The 23894-nt window shown below is 45.7% G+C and carries 24 protein-coding genes; 13 read left to right on the forward strand and 11 right to left on the reverse strand.

Going from position 1 to position 23894, the window contains the following annotated elements; genetic code table 11:
* Positions 1-125 precede the first annotated feature (125 nt).
* The 5 genes from mce to ACWB0I_RS09680 form a co-directional block, all read right to left on the reverse strand.
* Entirely contained in the window at positions 126-530 is a 405-nt protein-coding gene (mce, locus tag ACWB0I_RS09660; protein ID WP_479387856.1) for a methylmalonyl-CoA epimerase, read from the reverse strand.
* Positions 527-1486 (reverse strand): methylmalonyl Co-A mutase-associated GTPase MeaB, encoded by a 960-nt coding sequence (meaB, locus tag ACWB0I_RS09665; RefSeq protein ID WP_479387857.1) that lies wholly within the window; start codon positions 1484-1486, stop codon positions 527-529. Before meaB ends, mce begins: the two co-directional genes overlap by 4 nt.
* A complete protein-coding gene (locus tag ACWB0I_RS09670) occupies positions 1483-1890 on the reverse strand; it encodes a cobalamin B12-binding domain-containing protein (RefSeq protein ID WP_479387858.1) in 408 nt (135 codons plus the stop codon). Before ACWB0I_RS09670 ends, meaB begins: the two co-directional genes overlap by 4 nt.
* Positions 1891-2024: 134 nt before the next feature.
* Positions 2025-3698: an acyl-CoA mutase large subunit family protein gene (locus tag ACWB0I_RS09675; RefSeq protein WP_479387859.1), complete on the reverse strand. Its 1674-nt coding sequence runs from the start codon at positions 3696-3698 to the stop codon at positions 2025-2027.
* Between the two features lie 1273 nt (positions 3699-4971).
* Positions 4972-7014, reverse strand: a complete 2043-nt coding sequence (locus tag ACWB0I_RS09680; protein WP_479387860.1) for a BatA domain-containing protein — start codon at positions 7012-7014, stop codon at positions 4972-4974.
* An 84-nt stretch (positions 7015-7098) separates the two neighbouring features.
* Here ACWB0I_RS09680 and ACWB0I_RS09685 point away from each other — a divergent pair, with 84 nt between their 5' ends.
* The 5 genes from ACWB0I_RS09685 to ACWB0I_RS09705 all read left to right on the forward strand — a co-directional run bounded on the left by ACWB0I_RS09685 (position 7099) and on the right by ACWB0I_RS09705 (position 11634).
* The gene (locus ACWB0I_RS09685; protein ID WP_479387861.1) at positions 7099-7854 is read left to right on the forward strand and encodes a class I SAM-dependent DNA methyltransferase; all 756 of its coding nucleotides are present in this window, start codon (positions 7099-7101) and stop codon (positions 7852-7854) included.
* A 118-nt stretch (positions 7855-7972) separates the two neighbouring features.
* The gene (locus tag ACWB0I_RS09690; RefSeq protein WP_479387862.1) at positions 7973-8635 is read left to right on the forward strand and encodes a hypothetical protein; all 663 of its coding nucleotides are present in this window, start codon (positions 7973-7975) and stop codon (positions 8633-8635) included.
* A complete protein-coding gene (gene ftsE / locus ACWB0I_RS09695) occupies positions 8632-9285 on the forward strand; it encodes a cell division ATP-binding protein FtsE (RefSeq protein ID WP_479387863.1) in 654 nt (217 codons plus the stop codon). Before ACWB0I_RS09690 ends, ftsE begins: the two co-directional genes overlap by 4 nt.
* Positions 9282-10142 carry a cell division protein FtsX gene (locus tag ACWB0I_RS09700; RefSeq protein WP_479387864.1) on the forward strand — a complete coding sequence of 287 codons (861 nt, stop codon included), beginning with the start codon at positions 9282-9284 and terminating at the stop codon, positions 10140-10142. Before ftsE ends, ACWB0I_RS09700 begins: the two co-directional genes overlap by 4 nt.
* Before the next feature lie 472 nt (positions 10143-10614).
* Positions 10615-11634: a porin gene (locus tag ACWB0I_RS09705; RefSeq protein ID WP_479387865.1), complete on the forward strand. Its 1020-nt coding sequence runs from the start codon at positions 10615-10617 to the stop codon at positions 11632-11634.
* A 126-nt stretch (positions 11635-11760) separates the two neighbouring features.
* Here ACWB0I_RS09705 and ACWB0I_RS09710 read toward each other — a convergent pair whose 3' ends face one another.
* The 4 genes from ACWB0I_RS09710 to ACWB0I_RS09725 form a co-directional block, all read right to left on the reverse strand.
* The gene (locus tag ACWB0I_RS09710; RefSeq protein WP_479387866.1) at positions 11761-12678 is read right to left on the reverse strand and encodes a cation diffusion facilitator family transporter; all 918 of its coding nucleotides are present in this window, start codon (positions 12676-12678) and stop codon (positions 11761-11763) included.
* Entirely contained in the window at positions 12668-13231 is a 564-nt protein-coding gene (gene amrA, locus ACWB0I_RS09715; RefSeq protein ID WP_479387867.1) for an AmmeMemoRadiSam system protein A, read from the reverse strand. The genes ACWB0I_RS09710 and amrA overlap by 11 nt, the downstream gene beginning before the upstream one ends.
* Before the next feature lie 104 nt (positions 13232-13335).
* Positions 13336-15369, reverse strand: coding sequence for a M13 family metallopeptidase (locus ACWB0I_RS09720; RefSeq protein ID WP_479387868.1), 2034 nt, complete (start codon positions 15367-15369; stop codon positions 13336-13338).
* The gene (locus tag ACWB0I_RS09725; RefSeq protein ID WP_479387869.1) at positions 15366-16025 is read right to left on the reverse strand and encodes a peptidylprolyl isomerase; all 660 of its coding nucleotides are present in this window, start codon (positions 16023-16025) and stop codon (positions 15366-15368) included. Before ACWB0I_RS09725 ends, ACWB0I_RS09720 begins: the two co-directional genes overlap by 4 nt.
* 301 nt (positions 16026-16326) lie before the next feature.
* Between ACWB0I_RS09725 and ACWB0I_RS09730 the strand changes: the two genes are divergently transcribed.
* Positions 16327-16548, forward strand: coding sequence for a hypothetical protein (locus tag ACWB0I_RS09730; RefSeq protein WP_479387870.1), 222 nt, complete (start codon positions 16327-16329; stop codon positions 16546-16548).
* A gap of 25 nt (positions 16549-16573) precedes the next feature.
* On the opposite strand, the gene ACWB0I_RS09735 is transcribed toward ACWB0I_RS09730, so the two are convergent.
* Positions 16574-17746 carry a C1 family peptidase gene (locus ACWB0I_RS09735; protein WP_479387871.1) on the reverse strand — a complete coding sequence of 391 codons (1173 nt, stop codon included), beginning with the start codon at positions 17744-17746 and terminating at the stop codon, positions 16574-16576.
* A 148-nt stretch (positions 17747-17894) separates the two neighbouring features.
* Between ACWB0I_RS09735 and ACWB0I_RS09740 the strand changes: the two genes are divergently transcribed.
* The 7 genes from ACWB0I_RS09740 to ACWB0I_RS09770 are packed head-to-tail and all read left to right on the forward strand — an operon-like array spanning position 17895 to position 23440.
* Positions 17895-18419, forward strand: coding sequence for a cyclic nucleotide-binding domain-containing protein (locus ACWB0I_RS09740; protein ID WP_479387872.1), 525 nt, complete (start codon positions 17895-17897; stop codon positions 18417-18419).
* Positions 18419-19459 (forward strand): AI-2E family transporter, encoded by a 1041-nt coding sequence (locus ACWB0I_RS09745; protein ID WP_479387873.1) that lies wholly within the window; start codon positions 18419-18421, stop codon positions 19457-19459. Before ACWB0I_RS09740 ends, ACWB0I_RS09745 begins: the two co-directional genes overlap by 1 nt.
* 11 nt (positions 19460-19470) lie before the next feature.
* The gene (locus tag ACWB0I_RS09750) at positions 19471-19866 is read left to right on the forward strand and encodes a hypothetical protein (protein WP_479387874.1); all 396 of its coding nucleotides are present in this window, start codon (positions 19471-19473) and stop codon (positions 19864-19866) included.
* Between the two features lie 58 nt (positions 19867-19924).
* Entirely contained in the window at positions 19925-20233 is a 309-nt protein-coding gene (locus ACWB0I_RS09755; RefSeq protein WP_479387875.1) for an MTH1187 family thiamine-binding protein, read from the forward strand.
* Complete coding sequence (locus ACWB0I_RS09760; protein ID WP_479387876.1) at positions 20233-21564, forward strand: trypsin-like peptidase domain-containing protein; 1332 nt, start codon at positions 20233-20235, stop codon at positions 21562-21564. The genes ACWB0I_RS09755 and ACWB0I_RS09760 overlap by 1 nt, the downstream gene beginning before the upstream one ends.
* Entirely contained in the window at positions 21561-22976 is a 1416-nt protein-coding gene (locus ACWB0I_RS09765) for a PDZ domain-containing protein (RefSeq protein ID WP_479387877.1), read from the forward strand. The genes ACWB0I_RS09760 and ACWB0I_RS09765 overlap by 4 nt, the downstream gene beginning before the upstream one ends.
* Positions 22976-23440 carry a dUTPase gene (locus ACWB0I_RS09770; RefSeq protein ID WP_479387878.1) on the forward strand — a complete coding sequence of 155 codons (465 nt, stop codon included), beginning with the start codon at positions 22976-22978 and terminating at the stop codon, positions 23438-23440. The genes ACWB0I_RS09765 and ACWB0I_RS09770 overlap by 1 nt, the downstream gene beginning before the upstream one ends.
* A 270-nt stretch (positions 23441-23710) precedes the next feature.
* Here the strand turns inward: ACWB0I_RS09770 and ACWB0I_RS09775 are convergent.
* A partial coding sequence (locus tag ACWB0I_RS09775; protein WP_479387879.1) for a hypothetical protein occupies positions 23711-23894 on the reverse strand: 184 nt, incomplete at its 5' end.

The raw sequence follows: 23894 nt of genomic DNA on the forward strand, positions 1-23894 counted from the left end.
CTGGCCACAACTTGCCTTTTCACAAAGAATAATTCGTAATTTTCAATTTTTAATTAAAATGAAACGCCGAACGCCAATTAAACTTTGGGTTAGATTCATTGATGCCCTTAAACGGGCTTTTTCTCTTAACGGTCGGGTTGGCAGAGTTCCATCAGGACGCGGCCTGTGGATTTGGGATGGAGAAAAGCGATCTTTGTTTGATGCGCCCCGTTGCGGGGTTGTTCGTCAATGAGCTGAATGTCCTTCTTTTTAAGCCAGTCCAGCGTTTGATTCAGATCGTTTGTTTGCAGGGCGATATGGTGCAGGCCTTCTCCCTTTTTTTGTAAGAATCTGGCGATGGGGCTCTCTTCATCCAGCGGCTCCAGAAGCTCCAGACGAACCTCGCCCACCTGGAACATGGCTACCCGCACCTTTTGATCCTCTACAGTCTCCATGCCCAGAAATTCCAATCCAAGTACGTCGCGGTACAGAGGCAACTGTTCTTGCAGAGAACGAACAGCAATTCCGATGTGGTCTACCTTTTCAATCATTTTTCATGAATCTCCTTTAAAACTTCCGCCACTTTCTGGTTTACCAGCTGGTACGGAGTGGCTTGTTTAGCGCTTAATTTTTTTAGCCATTCCTGCAAATGATTTTGCGTGTTTAAAAATTGGTGAACATGGGCTTCGATTTTGGAAGTTAGAATATGTTTTAATTCCAGTTCCAGTCTTCTCAGACGCCGTTCTTTCAACTGACCCTTTTGTTCCATCTTTTGCAATTCCTGTTCCATCCCCGTCACCAGTTCTTCCAGGCCAATGTTTTGTGTGGCCGAAGTTAAAAAGATGGGGTTCATCTCTTCCGCGTGGTCTTCAGATTTCAGATGCAGTACATATTCCACTTCGGCTTTAACGCGTTTTGCTTCATCTTTGTCGCATTTATTAATCACAAAGATATCGCCAATCTCCATTACGCCCGCTTTAAGAGCCTGGATTTCGTCTCCCAGACCAGGCACCAGCACCAGCAGAACCAGATCGACAATGTTCATGATGTCAATTTCGGTCTGTCCTACGCCAATGGTTTCAATAAAGATTAAATCGTACCCGGCTGCGTCCAACACCTTGATGGCGTCGGCCGTGGCCCCGGCAATGCCTCCCAGGTGCCCACGCGAGGCCATGGAGCGAATAAAAACCCGGGGGTTGGTAGCGTGTTTTTGCATGCGCACCCGGTCGCCTAAAATGGCCCCACCTGTAAAGGGCGAGCTGGGATCAATGGCCAGCACCGCTACCTTCTTGCCCTTTTGCGTTTCCAGTTCGATGATGCGATCCAACAGACTGCTTTTACCAGAGCCTGGCGGGCCCGTAATACCGATGATTTTGGCCTGCCCTGTGTGTTTAAATAATTTGTCGATTAGCTCCTCTTTTTGCTGGCCTTCGTTTTCAATCTTGCTAATAGCCCGGGCAATGGCCCTGATTTGACCACTGGCAACGCGTTCTACCAATTCGCTCATCGCTTTACAACCTTTTCCTTTTTACGCTCAATAAAATCGATTACTTTTTGAATGGGAGTTCCTGGGGTAAAAACGGCCTCGATTCCCTGTTTCTTTAAATAGGGGATATCCTCCTCTGGGATGACGCCGCCGCCAAAGACAATCACCTCATTGGCTCCCTCTTCTTTCAATAGTCGAACCACTTCCGGAAACAATTCGTTGTGCGCGCCGGAAAGCAAACTTAAACCGACAAAATCCACGTCTTCCTGAACCGCTGTTCTGGCAATAGCTTCAGGCGTTTGTCTGATGCCGGTGTAGATGACCTCGTAACCGGCGTCTTTCAGGGCCCGGGCCACGTACTTGGCCCCCCGATCGTGTCCGTCCAGACCCGGTTTGGCAATCAAAATTCTTATTTTCCTGGACATCGCTCCTTTCCTCTGCTTTTTGCCCCTTCGGTTTTCAACTCTTGATTGGTTTTTTCTTCAGCACTTTTCACAAATCTTACCCAATGAAATGACCTGCCCAGCGCGAGTCTTTTCTCAAACACGGGGTCACTCTTTTACAATACAATCGATTCCTGGTATTCGCCGAACACCTCTCTCAGCACGTTGCAAATTTCGCCCAATGTGGCGTACGTTTTGGCTGCTTCCAAAATTAAAGGCATCAGATTAACCTTCTCATCGCTGGCGCCCTCTCTTAAAGCCTTTAAGGCGCGCTGCACAGCATCATTGTCTCTTGAGGCTCGCAATCGGGCCAGGCGCTCGGCCTGAATTTCTCTCAACTGTGGATCTACACGCAAAATCTCTTTGGGCGCCTCTTCGTCCATGGCAAATTTGTTAACTCCGACAACAACCCGCTCGCCACGCTCCACTTCCTGCTGGTAACGGTAAGCTGCATCCTGAATCTCTTTTTGTACAAATCCTTTTTCGATGGCAGCAACCATGCCGCCCATTTCATCGATCTTTTTCAGATATTTCCAGACCTCTTGCTCAATGTTGTCTGTTAAAGATTCAATAAAATAGGAACCGGCCAGAGGGTCCACCGTATTGGTTACGCCCGATTCATAAGCCACAATCTGCTGCGTGCGTAGAGCAATACGCACGGAGTCTTCGGTGGGCAGACCCAGCGCCTCATCCCGCGAATTGGTGTGTAAACTTTGCGTGCCGCCTAAAACCGCCGACAGGGTTTGAATGGTGACGCGTACAATGTTGTTGTCCGGTTGTTGAGCGGTTAGCGTGCTGCCGCCGGTTTGTGTGTGAAAGCGCAACATCATCGATCTGGGATTCCTGGCTCCAAAGCGTTCTTTCATGATCTTAGCCCAGATGCGACGTGCGGCCCGAAATTTTGCCACTTCCTCGAACAGATCGTTGTGGGCATTAAAGAAGAACGATAGCCGCCCGGCAAACTGGTCGATGTCTAGTCCGGCCTGCACCGCAGCCTGAACGTACTCGATTCCGTCGGCCAGCGTAAAGGCAACCTCCTGCACCGCAGTTGATCCGGCCTCGCGAATATGGTAGCCGGAAATACTGATGGTGTTCCATTTTGGTACTTCACTGGAGCAGTACTCAAAAATATTGGTAATCAGGCGCAGCGATGGTTTGGGAGGAAAGATGTAAGTGCCGCGGGCAATGTATTCTTTTAAAATATCATTTTGAATGGTACCTCTCAGTTGGTCTCTGGCCACCCCCTGTTTTTCTGCTACCGCAATGTAAAAAGCCAGTAACACGGCTGCCGGAGCATTGATTGTCATGGAAGTGGACACCTTGTCCAGAGGGATGCCATCTAACAGCATTTCCATATCCTGCAAGCTATCAATGGCCACGCCGACCTTGCCCACCTCGCCGAGGCTCCTTGGATCATCGGAATCATAGCCGATCTGTGTGGGGAGATCAAACGCTACGCTAAGGCCGGTTTGTCCCTGCTCCAGCAGATATTTGTAACGCCGGTTCGATTCTTCAGCCGTGCCAAAACCGGCATATTGTCGCATGGTCCAGAAACGACCGCGGTACATGGTCGGTTGAACCCCGCGCGTAAAGGGATATTCTCCGGGAAATCCCACGCGATCTAAATACTCCTCTTCACTCACGGGCCGTGGCAGATAGAGGCGTTCCACCGGTAACCATGAGCCCGTTGTAAAGGCCTCTTTTTGCTCAGGAAAACGCTGCACAACTTTTTTTAGAGTGGTTTGTTCCCACTTCTGTTTGCGCGCTTCGATTTTTTTGTAGGTTTTCATGGCACACATCGCTCCTCACCACACCTTCTTTAGAAATCCGTAATCTAACAAATATTTTACACATTTAAAAATATTGCTGAGTAGATGGTAATCACTCAATATCCCGATTAAATGCTTTTGGTGGACGATTTTTTCTTTTTCGGTAATCGCCGGTCTGAGGGCAGCGGATTGGGGGGCTGCATGAGTCTAAGGCAGCAAAGCCGAAACCTTTAAAAAACCGCAGAGAGCACCCGTTTGTCCGCCGGACAGGCCAGTCTGGCAGCACCAGCCTGACAGGCAAAGAATTAATTTTAATTAAAAATTACGAATTAAAAATTATTTTGAGACAGGGCAAGTTGGATCCAGGCGGTGAAGGCCTGTGCTGGCATGTCATTCTGAGTCCCCGATTTATCGGGGGCGAAGAATCCCCTCCACTGGAACACACGCAAACGCAACGTAACTCGAGCTTCAGCTCGAGACGTTTGTAAGTATAAAGAAAGATTTCTCCGCTCTGCCCTTCGCTTTCGCTCCGCGTATCGGTCGAAATGACAACCCGTGAGGCTTCGTGCTGAGCGTCATTCCAAATCCCTATTCTTGGGGATGGGCCCGTCTGGCAGGCGCAGCCGGTTGAAGCGAAGCGGAAATCCCGATTTTCGGGGACAGGCCCGTCTGGCAGGCGCAGCCTGTTGTAATGAAACGGAAATCCCGATCCTCGGGGACAGGCAATGAATGTTTTAAATTAAAAATTAATTGCCCTCACCCCTTCGATCCCTCTCTCCCAGAATAAAAATCTGGGAGAGAGGGAAGGCTTGGGGGTGAAATTTTCTCACCTGTATTGAGATTTTTTCTTATTAGCCAATTCAATTCTAATGAAAATTCGTTCTGCTGAGTTTAACCTTACTATTCATTTGGCCCGCGGTAGAGGGAAAGGAAAATAAAAGTTTTCAGCCTAAGGCAGATTAAATATTTTGTAATCTCGTAGCACGACTCTCCAGAGTCGCATTGGCTCGATAGAGCCCCAAAAAAAATGATTAAAAACGAAATCGATTTTCTTTAATACACAGATTCTAAGGCAGCAAAGCCCAAACCTTTATTCTACCATAGAGAGAACCCGTCTGGCCGCCGGACAGGCCATTCAACAATTCAACTGTTTTGCTTCCTCACACAGAACAAAAATTTTGGCATCCCGCCGTGGTGGGATTATAAGTTTTGAGGGAAGTATTCTAAAGCTGACGGCTACCGAAAGCCGGCTTAGGGGGCAAACAACAAGAGCAGACAAGAGATTAATTAACTTCTACCCTTGCTCTAATTTACGAATCAGCCCCATTTCTAAAGCCAGCATGAGCAGAGCCAGGCTCAAAAAGAAAGGCCACAGTTCCTTACCCAACCGGGCTTTTTGCAGGGCCCGAGGACTAAAATCCTTGTCAGAAAAAGTTATCAGATCATTGCGGATTTGTTCTAATTTTAAAAAGGGTTCCTGCCATTCGCGGGCATCCAGATTAATGGCAATCGTTTTTAATACCTTACCTTCACTGACCATTTTGTAGTGGCCAGGCTCATTAAATCCGCGAAACGAAAACGACAACCCAAGATCGGTTTGCTGCGGGATGATGTTAACGCCCTGATCATCCGGTTTAATTAATTGGAAATCGGCTTTCAGAGCGATTTGCGGTAGCGTAATTGTCAGCGGAGAACCAATTTGGGCCTGCGCATTTTCTTCTACGGTGTACGTAGCCAGTGCAAAAAGCTGGTGCAAAAAAGGAATGAAGAAACCTCTGAACGGGAAATCTCCCCATTGACGTGAAAGTCCGGCGCTGAACAGAAAAATCTGACCTTTTGTCAGGCCTTTCAAAATTTGTAAAAATGGATCTGTAGTTGAAAATTCGAAAAACGTTGGCCCTATCCTGCGCAGTTTGAAATACTGATAAAAATGGGGCCAATCCACCTTTTTTGCTCTGGGCTGTAACACAGCCTGCAGAAACGGTTCCCCCTGCACGGTCTGTTTGATAGTGAAAAATTGGTCCGCTGTCTGACGTCTGATCAGTTCAATGAACGGTTTTTTGCGTACCAAACGATTCAGAATCTGGTTGTAATCCGTTAATGTGGCCGCTGATGCGGGCAAGATGACGATATTTTTGCCCAGCGCCAGAAATTGCCTGAGAATGGCTAACTGTGCTGCACCCACCTCAACAGGATCATCAAAAACCAGTAACTGATACTCTGAAACAGGCTGGGCCAGCCATTCTTTCATGCCAACCATGGTAATTTTAAGATTACTTTTGGCGGAAAGCGCCTGAAAAGCAGCAGCAATTTCTGTCTGGAGCGCCCGGTAAACGTAAAGAATTTTAATCTGATGCGGAATGTTCAGCGTTAAATAGTAGTGGTTATCGGCCATAAGTTGATCATCATCCAATTCCAGCGTCAGGTCGTACTGGCCGGGCGCATTGGGAGAGAAAGCCAGTTCGGTCGATTTTAACTCATGGGGCGCAAGCCTTACCAGTTGCATGGCTAAACGCGTTTGCTTGTTAAACAGACTAAGGTAACTCTCTTTTTCCTGATCGCTCTGGTTACGCAAAAAGGCCTGAATGCGTACCGGTTGATGTAATTCAATGATTCTGGAAGCCACACTCGCTGAATCCAAACTTAAATTGTCAAAGGGTTCCGTATTAACATCAAGAAAGATCATTCTGCATTTCATGTTTTTAAGCAGGCTTTTTGTAGAATCTGAGACACTTGTCATTGGCCAGCGGCCATCGCTGATCAGGATGAGCTCTTTATTGTAATTCGGAAATTGAGCAAAAAGAAGCTCCGCCCGCTGTAGCGAAGAGCCAAGGTGGAAGTCGAAATTACTGACTTTTAATTGAGAATAGTCAAAAGATTCATTATAATTGAGCTGAAGCGGTTGTCCTGAATCGAGATCTCCGGTGATGATAAAAACATGATCCTCTTCGCCGTACGTAGCCAGAACCTGACGCAACAGGTCTTTGGCCTTTTCGAAATTTGACCGGACGGCAGGACGCGCCTGCATGCTCAGCGAGTTGTCTAACAGGATTACGGCCGTGCTTCGGGCTCCGCTTACCCGGGCAGAAAATAGACTTTTTAAAGTGGGCCTGGCAAAGGTCAAAACAAGAAAAACAATAAATAGCATTCTGATGATGATGATTAATATCTGGTAAATTTTAACCTGTCGAATGCGCTTGTTTTGCAATTCTTTAAGGAACCTGAGCGAACTAAAGGGAATGGTCTTTAATTTTTGACGATTTAAAAGATGCAAAATAAGGGGTATGAGTGCAGCCGCCAGAAAAGGAAGAACAAGTCCATTGATAAAGTTGAACATGAATCACATCCGGTTTTGTAATACCAATTAAAGAATGCAAATTAACATTTTAAACAGTTTTTTACAAAATTAAGAAGATTAAGCATGGCACAATTTCACAGCATTCAACCGGTTAAGCCTTATTCTGCCCTGGCTTCAATTTACGACCATGTAATGTCTCATGTCAATTACGAAATGTGGGCCCGTTATATGGAAAGGCTCTTTAGCCTGGCCCGGCGACCTGTTTCCTGCATCGTAGATTTAAGCTGCGGTACAGGCAATCTGTTGTTTCATCTGTGCAAAAACCATACGCGTCTGCTGGGGCTCGACCTTTCATGGCCCATGTTACAAAGAGCCAAACAAAAATACCCTGAATTGCCTCTCGTCTGTTCCGATTTTACAAACCTTCCCCTTACATCGCAAACCGTGGATGTGGCCCTCGCGCTTTACGATTCTGTTAATTACCTGATGACCGACAGCGAAGTTCTACAATTTTTAGACGAAAGTTTTCGTGTTCTGCGCAGGGGAGGCGTATTAATCTTTGATGTGGTAACCCCCTATTTGTGTAAAACAGCCTTTAAAAGCTACCGCGAAAGTGCTCAAATAAACGACCATTTGCACTATGACCGTTACAGTTTCTTTAACGATGATCAGCAGACACAAATAAATCAATTCCATATCTGGCTGAATGGAGCGCACTATTACGAAGAACATCAGCAACGCATTCGTGAGATTAAGGAGTGGATCAAACTCATTTCGCAATCTAACTTTAAAATACAGGAGATTTTTAGTAACTTTAGCATGAAACCTGTACAAGAAACGGCAGAACGCGCGCATTTTGTTTTAATGCGTGAAGTGTAATGCTATCGGGTTAAAAATGAAAAACCGGTTCAGAGGGCCGTAAAACAAAGATGGCCAAGGGGTTCCCCTAATAGGGAAGCAGGCGTTATCAAACATTAAAAAACACGGATGGAAAACCATGGTTGTGTCCATCGAAATAATCATCGCTCTGGTCGCGCTGATGAGCATCCTGCTTTTTCTTTCATTAAAAATAAAAGAAAAAAACAGGAAGGATTTATTTCGTGTACTTATCCACCTGGCCATTGAAGACATGAGCAAGCCTTTTTCCGCCTTAACGGTGGAAACCATTCAGCGCCGTTACAATTCGATTCACGAAACGCTGCACCAAGCTAAGGAAGTAGCCAGGCGTCCCGAGGAGCGAGAAAAATGTGAAAAACTGCAAAAAGACCTTGCCGATTGGCGCGTCAAACAGATACAGGCCGTTTATCAGAAAAAACTGAACCAGATTCTCAAAAAATATCACGAAACCCAGGACATTAACCTTAAACTCACCCTGCTCTATGAAGCACGTCATTTAATCACAGAAGGCATTCTACCCGAGGCGCCTCTAAAAAAGATTGATAATTTAATCCTTAAGCTTTATGTTATGAAAGCCCATTTACTGGCCAAAGATCAACCGGAAAGAAAACGCTACGAAATTTACGAAGAGTACATCACCAAAGTTTTGAACAGCGGCATCGAAGACCGGGAAATGGATGAATCGAAGGAATTTCGTGAGCTTGTAGAACAGTTTGAAATACTTTATCGGAAATTCAGAGGGAAAAGGTCAAAAACGGAATGATCGAATTTTACAATGTAACGTTACGCATGGAAGGCAAAGAGATCCTCTCCGACCTTTCATTTCGTCTTTTTAAAGGCGAATTTGCCTATATTGTGGGGCCCAGTGGCGCCGGTAAGTCCACGGTTCTCCGATTGATTTACATGGATCTCTTCCCTGATGCCGGGATGGTTATTGTAGGCAACTATTCCACGGCAAAAATAAAGGAAAACCAGATTCCCTATCTGCGGCGCGAATTGGGCGTCATTTTCCAGGATTTTAAGCTCTTACCTGATCGTAATGTGTACGAAAACGTGGCGTTTGCCCTGCGCGTCACCGGTGTAAAAGGCTCGGAAATTAAACGCCGTGTTCTTCGCGTTTTGAGCGAAGTGAACATCGCCCACCGGCGCAATATGTTGCCCGAAAGACTCTCTGGTGGCGAACAACAACGAGTAGCCATTGCCCGCGCCATCGTAAACGAACCCTTTATCGTCCTCGCCGACGAGCCGACCGGTAATCTGGACATGCAAAATTCCATGGAAATCATGAACATCCTGGAACGCATCAATCGCCAGGGTACTGCAGTCCTTATGGCCACGCATGATCAGTCTTTAATTGAAAAATACCCGCATCGTGTGATTCAAATAGAAAACGGGAGATTAGTTTCTGAATGAATTTTGTTTTTTCCGTCAAAGAAGGAATTAAAGGATTGGCGCGAGCCCGCTTAGCCACTTTTTTAACCATCACCACAGTAACCCTTTCCCTGTTTATGATCGGCTTCTTCATCACTCTGTTCAGCAATATTGACCACTGGCTTGGTGAAAAGAAAAAAAATATTGAAGTGGAAGTTTTCCTGGAGCCGGTTTTAAATACGGAGCAGATCGATCAGATATCCAAACAGCTGAACAAAATTGAGGGGATCGAGCGCCTCGAATTCATTTCCAAAGAAAAGGCTGCTCTGCGTTTTAAAAGGGAATTTGGACAGGATGTTCAATCAGTTCTGGGTACAAATCCTTTGCCCCCCTCCTTTATTGTCCATCTAAAGCCGGGATTCAGGAACACGCCGGCCATAAAGACGCTGGCCGCCTCAATCCAGAAAATTGATGGCGTAACCGAAGTCATCTATGCTTCCAGAGCCCTGCAACTGCTGGATCGTTACATAACGATCATCTACCTTGTTCTGGGAGGTCTGGGACTGGTGCTGATCATCATAACCACCATTTTAATTCATAATTCCATTCGACTCATTATTTATGCCCGCAGAGAAATCATTGAAATCATGAAATTAGTGGGAGCAACCAGAGCCTTTATTCGACAACCGTTTTTAGTAGAAGGCTTTTTTTACGGTCTGGTTGGCGGCCTGCTGGCTGACGCGGCTTTGTTTGGTTTTGTCTATTTAGCTAAAACCTGGCTGTACTCAAAAGTCACCATGCCCGTAACGGTTTACGCCATCATTCTCGGTCTTGGTTTATTGGTAGGCTTTGTCTCTAGCCAGATCAGTATTAACAAACATTTGAATTCGCTTCTTTAAAGCCTTTTTAGAATACTTCCCTTAAGGGATCTAGTCCCGCCACGGCGGGATGCGAAAATTTTTATGCTGTGTGAGGAAGTAAAACCGTTTAATTGTTGATTTGTTGAATGGTTGAATGAGCATCGGGATGACGTACCGAATTCCCATTGATCATGAATGGGGCCATAAAAGAAAATCTCCAACACAGGTGGTAAGCCCTCCCCCTCTCCCAGACTTTTATTCTGGGAGAGGGGGAGGGCTAATTGATGAAATGACTTCTGCTGTTGGAGGAGTAAAGTTAAAAGTATATGAGTGTAAGAGTTAAATGGTTCCTGGGCACTGGCCTGTCATTTTTTAAAGAAGTTTTTTGGTTGCGGCTTTGCTGCCTTAGAATATTAACCATAATTTAACCAAACAGGTTTACTTTTTCGAGATGCACATATAATTTCATTCTACAGAACACTAAATAACCCTTAAAAATTGTGGGGGGCTAATGAGCACAAAATATTTTTACACACTCATTCTTTTAATCCTCTTTTTGAGCGTTTCCTTAATGGCCAGAGAAACAGGGCCGGCCAAAATCAGCGGTCTGGCCTTTGGGGATTACTACTACATGTTCTCCAATCATGATGCCGGGCTTAAAAACATGAACGGCCTGTGGTTCAGAAGAATCTATTTTACCTACGATCAGGGATTAGCCGAGAACTTCGATATACGTTTACGGCTGGAAATGGCTCATCCAGGGGACTTTAAAAGCAAGACAGCCGCCGTGCCCTTTGTTAAGGATGCCTATGTTAAATACACGATCAAAAAAACGCAATTTATCCTGGGCATCTCTTCAACACCTACTTTTAGTTTTGTTGAAAATTTATGGGGCTACAGGTCCGTGGAAAAGACGCCAGCCGATCTGTACAAACTGGGCAGTTCACGGGAAACCGGTCTGGCTGTGAAAGGGAAATTCGGTTCACATGATCAACTTTTCTACCATGCGATGATCGGAAACGGCAATGGTCAAAAAGGAGAGACCAATCAATACAAAAAAGCCATGCTGGCCGTTGGAGGCAACCTGTCAAGCGCTTTAGTCGTCGAAGCCTATTTCGATTATGAACAACACTCTGCAAAAGAGACACGCTATTGTTATCAAGGCTTTATGGCATTGAAGCAAAACACTTTTACTGGCGGGCTGCAATTTTTAAACCAGGTGCGCGACACCCAGGGGCAGGGGAAGCAGATCATCGGCCTGGTGTCTGCTTTTGCTCGAGTAAGGTTGCAAAAGCAATTCGTCGCCTTTTTGCGTGTTGATAAACTGTTCAATAAACTTGAGGACGGGCCCAAAATTTCTTACCTGCCTATTTCCGACCAGTCCCAGTTTACCCTGGCCATCGCCGGAATCGATTACGCTCTGGCTAAAAGTGTCCACTTGATTCCTAACATCGAAGTAGTAGCCTACGAACAAAACCAGATCAGCAACGACTTTATGGGCCGCTTGACCTTTTTTTACACATTTAAGTAAGCCCGGCAAAATAGCTGTAATTTTTCGGAATCAAAATTGGAGGCTGAAACATTGCATCCAATTACAGCCTGAGCCCTATGAGCAAACACCATTAAATTCTGAACAGCCGGCCAATTTCCATCTTTTTCATTTCAGGTGTTCTTCCTGAAAATAGGGTTCCACATGGATGGAAATAAAGCTATCCTGGCCAAAGGTTTCTTTTAATCTACTTTCTAGCTGGCTGGCAATTTCATGCGCTTCTACAATGCTTAACGAAGGTTGCACTTTAATGTGCATATCAATGGCAATCAAATTGCCGATACGACGCGTTTTTAAGTTGTGCGGAACAAAAACGCCATGCACATTGCGGCTGATTTCCAGAATCTGCTCGTTGATTTCTTTACCCAACGAGGCCTCTAACAACTCATTAATCCCTTCCTGGAAAGCAGTGCGCACATAGTTCAGAATAAACAGACTAACTACAATGGCCGCTACAGGATCGAGCAACAAATATTTTTTGCCCAAAAAATAAGCGCCGCTAATACCCAACGAGACTGCCACCGAAGTCAGGGCATCGGAACGATGATGCCAGGCATTGGCAATTAAAGCCGAACTCTTGATGGAATGCCCCTTTTGAAAGGTGTAACGGTACAAGCCTTCTTTAACCACAATAGAAAGAATAGCCGCCAGTAAGGCAGCCAGCCCCGGTTGTGAAAGAGGTCGGCCATGATAAAAATCCAGGATATTCAGGCCACCATTGATCATGATGCCAATGGCCACAAAAAAGAGGAAAATCGTAATGATGATCGAAGCTAATGTTTCAATTTTCCCATGACCATAGTGATGGGTTTCGTCACTGGGACGATTGGAGAGGCGCACACTGATGAGCACGGCAATATCGCTGCCAAAATCGGAAACGGAATGAAAGGCATCGGCAATTAAGGCCGAACTGTGGGCCAGAAGTCCTGCCCCAAATTTGAGAACAATCAGCACCACATTCCATAAGATGCCAATCCAGGTTACTTTTCGGGCAATTTTGGCCCTCTGTTCAAATTCAGATGTCAAAATCGGCCTCACTAAAAATCAGAGCTGAAAATTTAAAAACCTCGGTATCCTCTTCTTTCCAGGCCTCTGGCGGAAGTCCGGCTTTGATACAGGTTTCATTCAAAAAAGTCGTCCGGTCCCAGCCATACTCTGTTGCCACCTGAGGCAACAACAATCCTTCGTAAAATCCCCGACGCACCATTAAACCATGCTTACCCACTTCAATTTCTTCAATCTGTTGAACTCTTTCCAGCGGGGTGAGCACAGAAATTTCAATTTCCAGGTCCTCTAATTCATCTTTTTGCAGAGGAGGAAAACGGGGATCATTAAAGGCCGCGGCCAGGGCCAGCTCCGGTATGGCCTGAAATAAGGGTTTTAAACCAACCACATATCCAATGCAACCCCGTAAATGGCTGCGCTTGTTTAAAGTTACAAAGGCGCCGGTTTTGATCTTTAACCGTTCGCTTATCGCTTCAGGAACCGGCAGCGGGTTTTCGTACAATTGCGCTTTAATGGTTTCTCGGGCCAGTTGCAACAGGTAGCGCTTTTCTTCATTATTTAAATTAAATTCCATCTGGCCTCCACAGATTTTGTTAGTCGATCCAATTAAAACGATTTAATCGCATTTAAAGAGATTAACTTTTTTGATTCATCTTGTTTTTTGTCCAGCCTTTCTTTTTACCAGATTTTTACACGTTGTTCCGGAGGCAAGTAAAGTCTGTCCTGTTCCGTAACATTAAACGCCCGGTAAAAGGCCGGAATATTCACCACCACGCCGTTTACCCTGAATTCACTCGGCGAATGAGGGTCTGTGAGGACGCGCCGGCGCAATTCATCCGGGCGGTACTTTCTACGCCAGATCTGGGCCCAGCCCATGAAAAAGCGTTGATCGCCGCTTAGTCCATCCAGCACCGGCGCTTGCTTTCCTTGCAACGATTGCCGATAAGCCTGGTAGGCAATGGTCAGGCCTCCAAGGTCGGCAATGTTTTCGCCCAGTGTCAATTTACCGTTCAGATGCATGGTGTCAATCACCACGTACGAACTGTATTGCCTGGCCAGTTTAAGGGCGCGTTGTTCAAAATTTTTTCGATCTTCTTCGGTCCACCAGTTGCGCAAGTTGCCGTAGCCATCCGATTTACTGCCCTGATCGTCAAAACCGTGTGTGATTTCGTGACCGATTACCGCGCCAATGGCCCCGTAATTTACAGCCTTATCGGCATTCAGGTTAAAAAAGGGCGGTTGCAAAATGCCTGCCGGAAAAACAATCTCATTCATCGAAGCGCTGTAATAGGCATTGACTGTTTGAGGATTCATGAACCATTCGCTGCGATCTACCGGAGCCTGTAATTTGTTAATATTTCTGTAATATTCGAATAAACGGGCCCGTTTGATATTGCCGAACAAATCATCGCCTTTAATTTCCAGCCGGGAGTAATCTTTCCAGCGATCGGGATAGCCAATCTTGGTGTTAAACAGGGACAGCTTGGCCAGGGCCTGCTGTTTGGTTTGCTGACTCATCCAATCCAGCTGTTTAATTCGTTGCGCGTAAACATTGAGCAGGTTGTTAACCATTTTGTTCATTCTCTCTTTGGCCTGCGGCGGAAAATATTTGACCACGTACATTTTGCCTAACAACTGTCCAATTGTGCTATTCATGGTGTTTAAGGCTCGTTTCCAGCGGGGACTCATGGCCGGGGTGCCGCGCAGGGTACGACCATAAAAGTCAAACCCTGCCTGAACAAATGGCGCGCTCAGGTAAGCGCTAAAAGCGTTGACTAATTTAAAGCTCAAATAGGCTTTCCAATCTTCAATCGAATAGCTTTTAAAGAGGTCATCAAAAGATTGAATATAATCGGGTTGGGAGACAATCAGAGAATCAAAGTTGGCCAGTTCGGTATTGCTGAAAAAGAATTCCCAGTCGAAATCCGGAGCCAGAGTAGTCAACTGTCTGAAAGAGAATTTGTTGTAAGTCTTTTCGCGCTGTCGGTTTTTTACACGCGACCAGTGCTTTTGGGCCATTTCGGTTTCCATCTGCAACAGGGTTTGCACCCTGTTTGCGGTTGAGGGCAATCCAGCCAGTGTGGCAAGGCGTTTCATGTAGGCCACATATTTCTGCCTGAATTGTCTGAATTTTTTAGAAGAACGCAGGTAGTAATCGCGGTCGGGCAGGCCCAGGCCCGATTGACTCAAATACAACAGATGTCTTTTGGAATTTTTTTGATCGGGACGCACGCTGAATGAAAATGGCAGCTGCACGCTTATTTTTCGCAGGTGGGCCATGGCAGCGATTAACTCTTTTCTTGAATGAATTTTACCGATGGTAGCCAACTCATCGGCTAAAGGACTGATGCCCAGTGATTCGACCCGCGCGCTATCCATAAAACTGTGGTAAAAATCGGCTACCTTCTGCGCATCCGAACCGGGCGCGTGCTCGCTCTGAACCAGCTCCTCAACCAATTGGTGCAGTAATCTTTCATTTCTTTCCTCTAATTCCGTAAATGCGCCGTAATTCGACTTGTCCCTGGGGATTTGCGTTTTCTTCAGCCAGGTTCCATTGACATGGCGGTACAAATCATCCTGGGGTCGGACCGAGAAATCAAAATTTGCTTTCTCCAGCCCGCTCTCTTTTTGTGAACAGGCGTTCCACAGACCTACAAAAAGGAGAACAATCAGTAGATTAAGAACGCGCTTTGAACAGAATTGCTTTTTCACTTGAACACCTCGATTTTAATAATCTGAACAGGTCTTTCTGGCAGATCATTGGCTGCTGTGGGTAGATCGGCAATTTTATCCACAACCTCCATCCCGCTGGTCACGTGGCCGAAGATGGTGTACTGGCCATCAAGATGGTGAGCGGGCTGCTGTACAATGAAAAATTGACTTCCGGCGCCCAAGGCCACATTGCCCGGCCGGGCCATGGAAACAGCGCCCCGATCGTGTTTAAGATCGTTGAATTCATGAGGGATGTGAACCAGCGGCCCGCCCAGACCATAGCTTTGCACATTGGCCGTACGCGTGTTGGGGTCTCCTCCCTGGATCATAAACCCTTTAATAACGCGATGGAAGAGCAGGCCATCGTAGAATCCGCTTTCGGCATGGATGATAAAATTAAAACAGGTCAGCGGCGCCTTTTGCGGGTAGAGTTCCAGCTCAATATTACCAAAATTGGTTACAATTCTGGCCTTTACCCCCTGCATCTCATTAACCAGGAACTGAATGTTCTGAGCCAATTTTTCATATTGCATCAATTTCAATTTTAACTCCTGAATTTGATTTTTTAGTTGTTTGTTCTCTTCCACCACTTTTTGATTCTGGCAGGCCGTTAAAATAAGCCCCAGAACCAGCATATTGAGCAACATCTTTTTCATGAAATTACCTCGCTGTTTTTTCAATCCATCTTCAAAAAGCAAAAGTTAGAAGAAAATTAAAATCATTGCAAAAATAACGCGCCGCAGGCATCAGAAGCGCCTGAAAAATCTTCAACTCAGGATTTTCGCATTGCACCAGCCGGCCAGCGCCCAATTAATGAAACTGTTTTAAAATTGAAAAGTCTTCTCCTGCGCGTGGTGGACAGAAAATGGCCAATATGTACACATTCTACGGTTTAAATTTAGACTATGTGAGGTAACAGCCGACCCTTACATTAAAAACAAACAGGGAGCCAGGATCATGACTCAGCAATCGTTATTGAATCAACTGGAAAAGCTACAAAACGAAATGCGTATTCTCATCCTGCAAAATCGTCTGGAATCCGCTGCCTACGACGAATCCTTTTTGGTGCACATGCACAATTTGTCGGCTAAAATGATCTGGATTCATCGGCAACTGAAAGAGCTGGACAAAAACGAATCGCTTTTCTGGGCAATAGAAAAGGACCTCACAAACGCTTAAGCTTGCGAGGCCCCAATAAAAACGATTACTCTTCAAATTTCTTGAGCAAATCCTTAACCGCGTCTTTATGAACCATAAAGCTGAGCATTTTCAATTTTACAAAGTCATCTCTGAAGAAGAAATAACCTTTGTACTGGCCTTTTTGAGAACCGGAGGCTGAATCTTTAATCAAAAACCAATCATGGCCATATTTGTGCGTGTACCCGACCAGATGAATGCCATGGTCATCGGTGGTCGTTTTATTGTAAAAGCGGAATTCCCTGGAATAGGGGTTGATCTCTTTTTGAGACAAATCCCATGGTACCACAATGGCAATGTCGCCCTCACTGTAGCGCCCCGGTTCGCTTACATCGCCGCCGATGGCAATGGAATAGCCCTGTTTAATGGCCTGTTTTATGGTCTGGTAAAACACATTTAGAGGGATGTTTCGGTATTCTTTGGAATGCCACCAGTTGTCCGGTACTTCAAATTCTGCTTTTGTGTAAAAAGGGAATTTTAAAGTGGACATGAATTCCACATAATCATCTGCATTTAGTTTGCAATACTGATCGCGAAAAGTGATGGGCGTGTAGTTTTGGCCCTGGAATCTGAAGGAGTTTGGCGGCTGGCCCATGTATTTGTTTAAAATTTGCTTGATGGTTGTCAGGACAATGGTCTCATCCCAGTAACCTTTTTCTTTAATGAAATTCAAATAATCTTTCATCTCCTTAAACATTTGCGTGTGATTGTAGCGTTCCTTGCCGGGCAACAATCCATCGTAAACTTCGCGGGGGACAATGCCGTATTGTTTGATTCTGGCAATGGCGGAATTAGATTCGGAGCCCTGCCCAAAAAAGGAATGGCCTTTTTCCCGAACAAAGCGTCTGGCTTTCTCCACATATTCCCAGTAAACCACAAACATTTCGGAGAGACGCACCTTAATCCCATGCTGGCGGTACAGATCACTTTCCAGAAAAGAGATGGTGGAAAAAGCCCAGCACGTACCGGTTGTGTCCTGATGGGTGGGATCAAAGTGAAAGACGTGTATTTTGAAATCTTCCATGGTGGGCTTTTTAACCTGATCAAAATTTCCGGTTAAAACCCAGCGTTCCTTGCCCCAGATCGTCTTTTTTTGATAATAGGCCGAATCTTGAGCCGATACCATGACCACGAAAGCCAATAAAAATACTGAAACCAAAGCGACCTTTTTTTTTCCCATCGCTCAACCTCCTTGATTTAATTTTTTTGCCCTCACGCAAATTTTGCGTTTGTGCACAGAAGATAATATTTTATTCTGTAATTTCAAAAATTTGCTACCAGTCTTTAGTAGCAGTAAATTGATCAACAACATTTAATTAGGAATGGCCATGTTAGAAGACAGTGTTTGGACCAATATTTTCCGAAAAAAAGAAGGCGAAAAAGAGGACATTTTAACGGTTCTCAAGCGAATTCCTCTGTTTCAGGATTTGAGCAAAAAAGAATTGCGTCAATTAGAGCGCATTTTGCATCAACGAACGTACAAAGAAGGGGAGGTCATCTTTAATGAAGGCGAACCCGGGGTGGGCATGTACATCATCGAAGAGGGAGAAGTACGCATCGCTATTGGTAAAGATCGGCGCATTCTGGCGGTTCTTTCCAAGGGGGATTTTTTTGGTGAAATGGCTTTGCTGTTAGAAGCGCCGCGCACGGCCTCGGCCATTGCCAGCAAGCCAAGTGTGCTCTATGGTTTTTTTCAACCCGATTTGTTCAGCATCCTGGAAACCTATCCCCGTACCGGCAATAAGATTCTTTTACGCCTCTCTCAGATGATTGCCGAACGGCTGCGACGCAGCAACATCGAAAACCGGGAGTTACGGGCTAAATTACAGCGTCTGGAAGAAAAGGTTCAGTGATGGATATTACCATTAACCGTTTCCTGAAAATTTTACTGTTTTTACTGGCTCTTTTTGCCCTGGGCTGGCTGATTGTCAAGCTCAGCTCCATTATCATGATCTTTGTAATCGGCGCCTTACTGGCTTACATTCTTGACCCCATTGCCTCCTTTCTGGAATACAAAGGACTTAGCCGTCCAGCGGCAACCGGAATCATTTTTCTGGTTCTGGCTCTGATTCTGTTTCTAACCATTCTGTTTGTGGTACCGCCCATCATTGATCAGGTCAAAGTCATTCAACACAATTTAAGTTCAGACAAAAATGCCGAAACGATTCAAAACATCGAAACGTTTATCCGCCAGAACATTCCATTTATGAAAGATGCGGATCTTAATTTGCAGCTTAAATTAAAGGAAATAGTGACCCATTTTTCAGATTCCATCTTTGGCCTCTTGAGCAGCGTTCTCTCCATCATCACCACGCTGATTATCATTCCCTTTGTTGTGTTCTTTTTGCTTAAAGACGGACGAAGCATGATTAAGGGCCTGATCAGCATCATTCCCAACCGCTATTTTGAGATTACACTCAATCTGATTTACAAGATCGACATGCAAATCGGCGGCTATTTGCGCGGCCAGTTTTTTGACGCCCTGATCATTGGCATTCTGTCGGTCATTGCTCTGTGGATTTTGAAAGTGCCCTACTTTTTGTTGATTGGCACCTTTGCCGGATTGGCCAACATGGTGCCCTACATCGGTCCCTGGACCGGAGCCACGCTGGCTGTACTGGTCGTTTTAATCAGTAACGGACAGGTCAATCAGATGGTGATGGTTGCCGTGGCTTTTGCCATCATTCAATTGCTGGACAATGTTCTGGTTCAGCCGCTGGTAGTGGCCCGCAGCGTGCAAATGCACCCTTTGCTGGTGATCTTTGCCGTGATCATCGGGGGGCAATTTTACGGAGTTCTGGGCATGTTTCTGGCTGTTCCGGTGGCTGCTATTTTAAAGGTCTTTATTATCGAAGTGTACAACATGTACAAAAAAGTCAATCTTGCAATGTAATGTGAGTAACAATGGAAGAAAAAAAGAGCGTTTTAGAATATCTACCCATCTTAACCTTTATTGCCAGTTACTTTTTGTTTCATCTGTTTGACTGGATGGAAACCACGCAATTTTTCTGGGCTTCGGTCATCGGCACGTTAACCTATGCCCTGCTGGTAGCCGACTTAAAGATGGAACACAAAGGCAAAAAATGGAACTACCGTCCCCTTAATTTTTTTATCGGCTTGCTCAGCGCCTTTAACATTGTGTTGTTTTTTCAGAGTTTTTTACACTGGCGACGCATGATAAGCAATATTGCCCGGATGTCGCTGTTGTATTTGCTTTTGATTGTCTTTATTGCCATTCTTTTCCGAGCGATCCGTGTTTACACCTACCACAAAGCCATGCTGGAAAATAAAAAGAAATGAACAGAAAATTATTAATCCTTTCTTTTAAATCAAAGTCTTAAGAATAGGGAGAAATTCCATGGTGCTCATTGAATTTAGTATGTTTCCCCTTGACAAAGGCGAAAGCCTTTCGCCCTATGTTGCCAGAATCCTTGATGTCATTGACCGCAGCGGGGTGCCTTACCGCTTAAATCCCATGGGCACCGTTTTAGAAGGCGATTACGATCAGGTGATGAACGTGGTGCGCGACTGCTTTAAGGCCCTGGAAAAAGATTGCCAGCGTATTTCCATGACCTTAAAGATGGACTACCGTAAAACGGAGCAAAGCCGATTAAACAGTAAAATTCAAAAAGTTGAATCCATTTTAAAAAGAGAGCTAAAAAAATAATGCGACTACTGCTCACCATTCTCATCATCCCCCTGTTACTCATGGCTGGCGATGATTTGCAGAAAAAAATTCATCGGGCCCGGCAAAAAGTCTTCCCGGCTCTGGTACACATCCAGCCCATTAAAGAATATGTTGATTCCGGAGAACCCCAGAAAGTCCAGGTAACAGGCAGCGGATTCATCTTTTCACGGGACGGCTACGTGCTGACCAACAATCACGTGGCCGAAAAAGCGCGCTTTGTGCGCTGCACTCTGTCTTCCAAAAAAGAGGTAGAAGCCGAAGTCATTGGGCTGGATCCCTGGACGGACATCGCTGTGCTCAGATTAAAACTTAAAAAGAGCGGCCTGAAAGAGGTGCCCTTTGCCAGGCTGGGCGACAGCAATCAGTTAGAAGTCGGCCAGGTGGTACTGGCTCTAGGTTCGCCGCTGGGCCTGGCCCGCTCCCTTTCCCTGGGCGTCATTAGTTCTGTTGATCGCTATTTTGGTCAGTCCGGCGATTTGACCTCTCCGTACAACCTCTGGATTCAAACCGATGCAGCCATTAATCCCGGCAATTCCGGCGGACCGCTGGTTAACTTAAAAGGAGAAGTCATTGGCATCAATGCCCGGGCCATCACCTTTGGCGAAAATTTAGGTTTTGCCATTCCCATTAACACAGCCAAATATGTAATCCGCCAATTGCTGGAAAAGGGAGAGGTCGAACGCTCCTGGGTAGGCATTGAATGGCAGGAAATTAAAGATTTGAGCGCCTATTTAAAACGGCCCGATTTACAGGGCGTTCTGGTGCGTCAGGTAGAAGATAATTCTCCCGCTCAAAAAGCCGGTCTGAAAGCTGGCTACATTGTTACGGAAATCGCCGGTCAAAAGATTAATGCTTTCTATCAGGAAGAACTGCCTAAAATTCGGCTGCTGGTCTCTTCCTTGCCTGTCGGGCAACACGTTACTTTTACCTTTCTGGATCAAAATTTAGAAAAACACAAGGCTACCCTGCTAACCGAAAAACAGGGTAAATTCAGCGGAAATGAGTACTATTGCGCCGAATGGGGCTTTTCCTTAAAAGAGATAACGCCTCGCATCCGCAAAAACTTTGGGCTCGACGAAACGGACAAAATTTTGATCTCCGGAATTCAGTTGGGAAGCCCGGCACAGGAAGCCGGACTGTTCAGCGGAGCCGTTCTGAAGAAGATCGACAATAAATCGATCAAAAACATGGATCAGTTCATTACCAGTTACGAAAATCAATACAGCAAGGACGGCAAAGACCATCTGCTGTTCATCAAAATTGGCAAGGTTACGCGCTTCGCTTTAATCAAGGGGAACAAACAACAATGAGATGGATGTTCGGTATTTTACTTCTTTTGGGGATCATTTCCATTTTGCCCGCTCAAAAAAACTGGCAAAAATTATTTGACGCCTACGCCAACCAACTGGTCGTTATCAATTATTACGAACAATTGCCCTCCATCGAAGAGATGGAAGACAAGGAGCGCGTCAAACGCCATCTGACAGGCATTGTGGTTGACGAGCATGGCCTGATCCTAACCAGTTCTTCCATCTATCCGGCCCAAATTGAATTCAGCGCTTCAAGCGCCGTCATGGCCTCGGCCAAGGTGCCGGCAGAAATTAAAGTGCGCTTTGCCAATGAAGTGGAATTGCCAGCCCGTTTTATCGGCAAAGACGACGATTTAGGTATTGCCTTTATCCGTTTAAAAGATTCAAGCCGCAGCGTGCCGGTTCGCTTTAAGAACCTCAACAAGCTGAACATCGGACAGGAAATCATTCTGATCAGCCATCTTCCCGAAAATTACAATTTTAGTCCAATTTTTGTTAAACGCAGAATCAATACCATTTCCCGTGGCGCGGAACGCAATTACTATTTTGTCAAGGGCTTCCCTGGCCTGGACGATTTTGGCCTGGTTCTGGAAGAGGGAGGCAGAGCCATCGGTTATTTCCGCAGCAGCGGAGAGACAACGGTGCGTGCCTTGCACCTGTCGGAATTTCAAACCAGCGCCCTCTGCCAGGTGGTTCTTTTTAAAAAATTTGCGTCCCACATTGAGCATCCTCCTGTGTTTAAACACAAACAAACCCTTCGCAAAAAATGGCTGGGCATTTACATGCAGCCGTTTACCAGAGACCTGGCCCGCTATTTTGGCCAGCCGCAGGTACAGGGCATTTTGATCAACACAGTGATTAAAGATTCTCCGGCAGAAATGGCCGGCCTGCTCCCGGGAGATGTGATTACCAGAATCAATGAACAACCGCTCAAAGCGGAAAAAGACAGCGATCTGGAAACCTTGCGTCAGATCATCAGAAATCAGTCAGCCGACACCGTGGTGCTGGAAATCTTCCGCAAAAACCATTTTATTTTAAAGAAGGTCTATCTACGTGGTTCGCCCATTAGTCAGTTCATGGCCGAAGAGGTGGCCAATCCCGATCTGGGCTTCAGCGTTAAAGAACTGACGCGCGACGTAACCCTCAGGCTTAATCTCGAAACAGACACACAGGGCGTTTGGGTGAATCGTGTGGAGCGGGCCGGTTGGGCCGACATTGCCGGTCTGGCAATCGGCGATTTGATTCTGGCCGTCGATGATGTGCCTGTTCAATCAATTGAGGATATTAAAGGTCAGTTCCAGAAAATTGCCAGCCAGAAACCCGATTATGTTAAACTGTTTGTGTACCATAATGGCAGCACGCGCTTTTTATTCATCAAAACCAATTACGACCATAAGCAGGGAGAAGAGTAATGGATTTATTAAAGATGATTTTTGACAAGCAATACGAACTGAATAAACGAATTTTAAAAGAACGGCATGGTCAGGATTATGACCGGCTGTGCGATCAGAGCAAAACGGATGAGCAGACTGTCTCGGAACGGGTAAAATGGCTTCTGAACTACAACCGTGCCCAGATTCATGAATCTATTGAATTAGAAGATTCACTACCCTGGAAATGGTGGAAAGACATGAACGAAATTGACTGGGACAACATCCGCATTGAATTAATCGATGAATTACATTTTTGGGTTAGCAAGTGTCAGCTGGTTGGCCTCGATCCTCAAAAATTGACCGAACTCTATCTCAAAAAGAATCAATTAAATCAGATTCGACAGGATAAAGGTTACGGATCGACTTACTCCAAATATGATGAAAAGGGCGTGGAAGACAACAAACGCATGGACGAAATCTTTAAACAAGAAAAGTCCAAATAAGGACCGGATGCAAGGGAGGCGTAAGCACCTGTAACTCGAGCTTTAGCTCAAGACCCACGCAGGAAGGCGGCACCGCCATTCAGCGCCCGGGCACAACTTGCCGTTTCACAAAATAATTCGTAATTCTTAATTAAAATTAATTCTTTGCCTGTCAGGCTGGTGCTGCCAGACAGGCCTGTCCCCGAAAACGGTATTTTCGTTGCGCTCCAACAGGCTGCGTCTTGCCAGACTGGCGGTCCCATCCCCAAGAATAGGGCTTTGGAATGACGCTCAGCACGAAGCCTCACTGATTGTCATTTCAACCGATGCGCGAAGCGAAAGCGAAGGGCAGAGCGGAGAAATCTTTCTCAGGCGTAAGGGCGAAGCATTTTCCTGAAGGTTGTTCCAATTAGCGCAACCTCTTTGTGTAAAAGTTAAAATCGCTCTTAAGAAAGACTTTTCAAAAAATGCTTCG

This window comes from Caldithrix sp., assembly GCF_056497305.1.